The sequence below is a fragment of the Streptomyces sp. NPDC058246 genome, from assembly GCF_042881985.1.
In the GTDB taxonomy this organism is placed as follows: domain Bacteria; phylum Actinomycetota; class Actinomycetes; order Streptomycetales; family Streptomycetaceae; genus Streptomyces.
In genome coordinates this window covers 1-6,717 of the sequence record NZ_JBHVWZ010000066.1, presented here as the reverse complement: position 1 = coordinate 6,717, position 6,717 = coordinate 1, and the positions used below count along the sequence as shown (strand labels likewise).

At 67.3% G+C, this 6,717-nt stretch carries 6 protein-coding genes; all 6 read left to right on the top strand.

Annotated elements, in window-relative coordinates; all coding sequences use genetic code 11:
* Positions 1–114 precede the first annotated feature (114 nt).
* The 6 genes from ACFVXA_RS40550 (at position 115) to pssA (ending at position 6,498) form a co-directional block, all read left to right on the top strand.
* On the top strand, positions 115–2,142 hold the full coding sequence (locus tag ACFVXA_RS40550; RefSeq protein WP_390028710.1) for a protein meaA: 2,028 nt from the start codon (positions 115–117) through the stop codon (positions 2,140–2,142).
* Complete coding sequence (locus ACFVXA_RS40545; protein WP_362025079.1) at positions 2,139–3,104, top strand: CoA ester lyase; 966 nt, start codon at positions 2,139–2,141, stop codon at positions 3,102–3,104. Before ACFVXA_RS40550 ends, ACFVXA_RS40545 begins: the two co-directional genes overlap by 4 nt.
* A 5-nt stretch (positions 3,105–3,109) precedes the next feature.
* The gene (locus tag ACFVXA_RS40540) at positions 3,110–3,622 is read left to right on the top strand and encodes a MaoC family dehydratase (protein ID WP_390028709.1); all 513 of its coding nucleotides are present in this window, start codon (positions 3,110–3,112) and stop codon (positions 3,620–3,622) included.
* Between the two features lie 2 nt (positions 3,623–3,624).
* Positions 3,625–4,830, top strand: a complete 1,206-nt coding sequence (locus ACFVXA_RS40535; RefSeq protein ID WP_362025073.1) for an acyl-CoA dehydrogenase family protein — start codon at positions 3,625–3,627, stop codon at positions 4,828–4,830.
* 170 nt (positions 4,831–5,000) lie between these two features.
* Positions 5,001–5,657, top strand: a complete 657-nt coding sequence (locus tag ACFVXA_RS40530; RefSeq protein WP_362025070.1) for a phosphatidylserine decarboxylase — start codon at positions 5,001–5,003, stop codon at positions 5,655–5,657.
* 22 nt (positions 5,658–5,679) lie between these two features.
* Positions 5,680–6,498: a CDP-diacylglycerol--serine O-phosphatidyltransferase gene (gene pssA / locus ACFVXA_RS40525; RefSeq protein ID WP_362025103.1), complete on the top strand. Its 819-nt coding sequence runs from the start codon at positions 5,680–5,682 to the stop codon at positions 6,496–6,498.
* Positions 6,499–6,717: the final 219 nt, after the last annotated feature.

Below are 6,717 nucleotides of genomic sequence, written 5' to 3'. Positions count from 1 at the left end.
AGGTCGGCGTCCTCGCACTCGCCCCCGAGGAAGGCCTGGGCGTCCGCGACCACGAGAAGCGCGCCCAGCACATCGACGCCATCAACCGCTTCCGGAACGTCTGAGGTTCGACTGATGACAGAGCGTCAGAAAGATCGGCCGTGGCTGATGCGGACCTACGCGGGCCACTCCACCGCCGAGGCGTCCAACGAGCTGTACCGGCGCAATCTCGCCAAGGGTCAGACGGGTCTCTCCGTGGCCTTCGACCTGCCGACGCAGACCGGCTACGACCCCGACCACATCCTCGCCCGCGGCGAGGTCGGCCGGGTCGGCGTGCCGGTCTCGCACCTCGGTGACATGCGCCGGCTGTTCCAGGACATCCCCCTGGAGCAGATGAACACCTCGATGACCATCAACGCCACCGCCATGTGGCTGCTGGCGCTCTATCAGGTCGTCGCCGAGGAGCAGGGCGCCGACATCACCAAGCTCCAGGGGACGACGCAGAACGACATCGTCAAGGAGTACCTGTCGCGGGGTACGCATGTCTTCCCGCCGGTGCCCTCGCTCCGGCTGACGACGGACATGATCGCGTACACGGTCTCCCACATCCCCAAGTGGAACCCGATCAACATCTGCTCCTACCACCTCCAGGAGGCGGGGGCGACCCCGGTCCAGGAGATCGCGTACGCGATGTCGACGGCCATCGCCGTGCTGGACGCCGTCCGCGACTCGGGCCAGGTGCCCGCCGAGAAGTTCGGTGACGTCGTCGCCCGTATCTCCTTCTTCGTGAACGCGGGCGTCCGCTTCGTCGAGGAGATGTGCAAGATGCGGGCGTTCGGCCGCATCTGGGACAAGATCACGCGCGAGCGGTACGGCATCGAGGACCCCAAGCAGCGGCGCTTCCGGTACGGCGTCCAGGTCAACTCCCTCGGTCTGACCGAGGCGCAGCCGGAGAACAACGTCCAGCGGATCGTGCTCGAGATGCTGGCCGTGACGCTCTCGAAGGACGCACGCGCGCGTGCCGTACAGCTGCCCGCCTGGAACGAGGCGCTGGGGCTGCCCCGGCCCTGGGACCAGCAGTGGTCGCTGCGCATCCAGCAGGTGCTGGCGCACGAGAGCGACCTGCTGGAGTACGAGGACATCTTCGAGGGTTCGCATGTGATCGAGGCCAAGGTGGCGGCCCTCGTCGAGGAGTCGCTGACCGAGATCGAGCGGATCCAGGAGATGGGCGGCGCGATGGCCGCCGTCGAGTCGGGCTATCTGAAGTCGCAGCTCGTCTCCTCGCACGCCGAGCGCCGGGGCCGTATCGAGTCCGGTCGGGAGAAGATCGTCGGCGTCAACATCTTCGAGTCGACCGAGCCGAACCCGCTCACGGCCGACCTGGACGCGGCGATCCAGACGGTCGATCCGGCGGTCGAGGCCCGGGTGATCTCCGCGCTCCAGCACTGGCGCGACACCCGCTACCAGCCGCCCTTCAACCACCCGCGCCCGTGCAAGGCGCTGGAGCGGCTGAAGGAGGCCGCCAAAGGCAGCGACAACCTCATGGAGGCCACCCTGGAGTGCGCCCGCGCCGGTGTAACGACCGGCGAGTGGTCCGGGGCCCTGCGCGAGGTGTTCGGCGAGTTCCGCGCGCCCACCGGTGTGTCGTCCGCGCCCGTCGCGGTCACCGCCGAGGAGGGCACCGCGCTGGCGCTGGTCCGCCGCAAGGTGGAGCTGACCGCGAAGGACCTCGGTGTCGGCAAGCTCCGCTTCCTGGTGGGCAAGCCGGGCCTGGACGGGCACTCCAACGGCGCCGAGCAGATCGCCGTGCGGGCCCGCGACGCCGGGTTCGAGGTGGTCTACCAGGGCATCCGGCTGACGCCCGAGCAGATCGTGGACGCCGCGGTCGCCGAGGACGTGCACGGTGTCGGTCTGTCCATCCTGTCCGGCTCGCACGCCCAGTTGGTGCCGGACGTGCTGGAGCGGCTGCGCGAGGCCGGCGCGGCCGACATTCCGGTGATCGCGGGCGGGATCATCCCGAACGCCGACGCCGAACAGCTGCGGGCCGCGGGAGTGGCCGCGGTCTTCACCCCGAAGGACTTCGACATCACCGGAATCATCGGCCGTATCGTCGACGAGATCCGGAAAGCGAACAAGCTCGACCCCCTGGAGGTCCCCGCATGACCACGCCCGTCAATCGCCTTCGTCCGCGGCGCTCCTGCCTGGCCGTGCCCGGCTCGAACCCCCGCTTCCTGGAGAAGGCCCAGGGCCTCCCCGCGGACCAGGTCTTCCTCGACCTGGAGGACGCGTGCGCCCCGCTGGCCAAGCCCGAGGCGCGGCACACCATCGTCAAGTTCCTCAACGAGGGCGACTGGACCGGCAAGACGCGGGTCGTGCGGGTCAACGACTGGACGACCGAGTGGACGTACCGCGATGTCGTGACCGTGGTCGAGGGCGCCGGGCAGAACCTCGACTGCATCATGCTGCCGAAGGTCCAGGACGCCCAGCAGATCGTGGCGCTCGACCTGTTGCTGACGCAGATCGAGAAGACGATGGGCTTCGAGGTCGGCAAGATCGGCATCGAGGCGCAGATCGAGAACGCCCAGGGCCTGAACAACGTCAACGAGATTGCGACGGCCTCCCCGCGTGTCGAGACGATCATCTTCGGCCCGGCCGACTTCATGGCGTCGATCAACATGAAGTCACTGGTCGTCGGTGAGCAGCCGCCCGGCTACCCGGCGGACGCCTACCACTACATCCTGATGAAGATCCTGATGGCCGCCCGTGCCAACAACCTCCAGGCGATCGACGGTCCCTACCTGCAGATCCGCAACATCGACGGCTACCGCGAGGTCGCCCAGCGCGCCGCGGCCCTCGGCTTCGACGGCAAGTGGGTGCTGCACCCGGGTCAGGTCGAGGCGTCCAACGAGATCTTCTCGCCCTCCCAGGAGGACTACGACCACGCCGAGCTGATCCTGGACGCGTACGAGTACTACACGTCCGAGGCGGGCGGCAAGAAGGGCTCCGCGATGCTCGGTGACGAGATGATCGACGAGGCCAGCCGCAAGATGGCCCTGGTCGTCTCGGGCAAGGGCCGGGCCGCCGGCATGCGGCGCACCAGCAAGTTCGAAGCCCCGGAGGCCTGAGCACCATGCAGTTCGGACGCACCTACGAGGAGTTCGAGGTCGGCGCGGTCTACAAGCACTGGCCCGGGAAGACCGTCACGGAGTACGACGACCACCTCTTCTGTCTCCTGACGATGAACCACCACCCCCTCCACATGGACACGAACTATGCGGAGAAGACGACCGATTTCGGGAAGAACGTCGTCGTCGGGAACTACATCTACTCGCTGCTGCTGGGCATGTCCGTGCCGGACGTCTCGGGCAAGGCGATCGCCAACCTGGAGATCGAGTCGCTGAAGCACGTGGCGCCGACCTTCCACGGCGACACGATCTACGGCGAGACCACGGTCCTCGACAAGACGCCGTCCAGGTCCAAGTCGGACCGCGGGATCGTCTACGTCGAGACCAGGGGCTACAAGCAGGACGGCACGCTGGTCTGCGTGTTCCGCCGCAAGGTGATGGTGCCGACCGAGACGTACATCAAGGAGCGCGGCGGCGAGCAGCCCGGCCGCCCCCAGCTCAAGGAGCAGGAGAAGTAGCCATGGCGCGACTCGCCCAGACCGCCGGTCTCACCGACATCCAGCAGGAGATCCTCTCCACCGTCCGCGACTTCGTGGACAAGGAGATCATCCCGGTCGCGACCGAGCTGGAGCACCGCGACGAGTACCCGCAGCAGATCGTCGACGGGCTGAAGGAACTGGGCCTCTTCGGCCTGATGATCCCCGAGGAGTACGGGGGCCTGGGCGAGTCGCTCCTCACGTACGCGCTCTGCGTCGAGGAGATCGCCCGCGGCTGGATGTCGGTCTCCGGCATCATCAACACGCACTTCATCGTGGCGTACATGCTCAAGCAGCACGGCACGCAGGAGCAGAAGGACCACTTCCTGCCGCGCATGGCGCTCGGCGAGGTGCGCGGCGCGTTCTCCATGTCGGAGCCGGCTCTCGGCTCGGATGTCTCCGCGATCTCGTCCAAGGCGGTCAAGGACGGCGACGAGTACGTCCTGAACGGTCAGAAGATGTGGCTGACGAACGGCGGCACGTCCTCCCTGGTGGCCGTGCTGGTCCGGAGTGACGAAGGCCACCCCGAGGGCACCGCGCCCCACAAGTCGATGACGACCTTCCTGGTGGAGAAGGAGCCCGGCTTCGGAGAGGTCCGCCCCGGCCTCACCATCCCCGGGAAGATCGACAAGATGGGGTACAAGGGCGTCGACACGACCGAGCTCATCATGGACGGACTGCGCATTCCGGCCAATCGTGTGCTCGGCGGGACCACGGGCCGTGGGTTTTACCAAATGATGGACGGAGTCGAGGTCGGCCGCGTCAACGTAGCGGCACGTGGCTGCGGTGTCGCCCAGCGTGCGTTCGAGCTCGGCGTCTCCTATGCCCAGCAACGTCACACTTTCGGCAAGCCGATCGCCCAGCACCAGGCCATCCAGTTCAAGCTCGCCGAGATGGCTACCAAGGTCGAGGCCGCCCATGCAATGATGGTCAACGCTGCACGCAAAAAGGACTCCGGCGAACGAAACGACCTGGAAGCAGGGATGGCGAAGTATCTCGCCTCCGAGTACTGCAAGGAGGTCGTGGAGGATGCCTTCCGGATCCACGGCGGCTACGGCTTCTCCAAGGAGTACGAGATCGAGCGCCTCTACCGAGAGGCCCCGATGCTGCTGATCGGTGAAGGTACCGCCGAAATCCAGAAAATGATCATCGGGCGCAGGTTGCTCGAAGAGTATCGACTCCAGGGCTGAATGCCCCGGTTCGGGGTGTTTTCTTCGCGAAGAAGATCACACCCCGTCAACACTCTTCGGCCGCCGACTCGGCTTCCTGGCTTGCCCAGTTGTGGTCGGCGACCGGTACGATCGCCGGAAAGCCGCCGTCCCCCGTTACAGCGCGGCATCATCCGCTACGAAGGTCATCCATGCCCCACAGCCAAACCTCTGCACCACGCGACAGCCTGGCAGGCGTACGCCTCGCGCGCGGAGCATCGCCGTGGCTTCTCCCGACCGTTGCCACCGCAGCACTCAGCCTGGCCCGGGCGCGCCGCTCCGGCGCCGCCAAGGCCGTGGCCGTACCCGCCACCGCGCTGGCGGCGGGCATGTTGTGGTTCTTCCGCGACCCCGAGCGCGAGATCACCCAGGGCCGGGTCATCTCGCCCGCCGACGGCGTGGTGCAGAGCATCATGCCGTGGAAGGACGGACGCACCCGCGTCGCGATCTTCATGAGCCCGCTGAACGTCCACGTCAACCGCGCGCCGCTCTCCGGCACGGTGACGTCGGTCGAACACATCCCCGGTGGGTTCGTTCCGGCGTTCAACAAGGAGAGCGAGAACAACGAGCGTGTCGTCTGGCACTTCGACACCGAGCTCGGCGACATCGAGATGATCCAGATCGCCGGCGCGGTCGCCCGTCGTATCGTTCCTTATATCCCTCAGGGTACGAAGGTCGAGCAGGGCGACCGGATCGGTCTGATCCGCTTCGGCTCACGCGTCGACATCTACCTCCCCGAGGGTGTCGAGGTCGACGTGGAGGTCGGTCAGAAGACCGTGGCTGGGGTGACTCGAATTGACCGTGATTGATCCCGAGACTCAGGCCGGCTGGGTGCCGGAGGCCGACGTGGTGGACGACGAGGAGGAGATGCCCCTCTCCCTCCGCCTCTCAATAGCGGACACCCTCACTCTCGGTAACGCCACGTGCGGGTTCATGGCGGTGTACTTCACCACCACGGGCATCCTCATCCCGCACCTCACGGGCAGCCAGGAGACCGGCATGGCGCGGCACAGCGCCGCCACGGCCGTCATCCTCATGCTCTGCGCGGCCGTCTTCGACCTCTTCGACGGTCTCGTCGCCCGGAAGCTGCGCTCCTCCCCCATGGGCGCGGAACTGGACAACCTGTCCGACCTGATCAGCTTCGGTCTGGCCCCGGCGTACTTCGTGCTCGTCTACGGCATGGTCGCGGACGACGCGCATCAGCGGGTGGCGGCGGTCGGGGCCATCGTGGTCCTGCTCGCGGTCGTCCTGCGCCTGGCGCGGTTCTCCTGCGTCACGGTCAAGGACGGCACGTTCCAGGGCATGCCGTCGCCGTTCGGTGCGCTGACGGTCGTCTCCATCGTCCTGCTCGAGCTGCCGTTCGTCGCCACGCTCATGGCGATCATCGGTACCGCGTGGCTGATGGTGAGCCGGGTCGAGTACCCGAAGCCGCGGGGGCGCCTCGCCGGGGCGATGCTCTCCTGGATCGTGCTCAGCATGGGGCTGCTGGCGGCGTGGGCCTTCGACGCGCCGAGCGGCCAGCTGCTCCTCCAGACGGGCTGTGCGTTGCAGCTGGTCATGGGAGCCGTGATTCCCCTCTTCGCCACCGCTCGGAGGGTGAACAACTTCCGGGACAACCGCCGCGAGGCGCGGGCGGCGCAGCTGCCGTAGCGGCGTTCTTCGTACGTGATCGAAGGGCCCCGAACCATGACGGTTCGGGGCCCTTCGGCTGTGGACGGTCCTTTCGGCTGCGGGTGTGTGAAGGCTTGTCGCGCGGTTCCCCGCGCCCCTTCAGGGGGGCGGGGAACCGCGCCGGGGGGAGAAAAAAACCCACAACCCCCCCCGGAGGACCCCCCCCTGGTTACCGCGGACCCCAACCGGCAAGGCCCC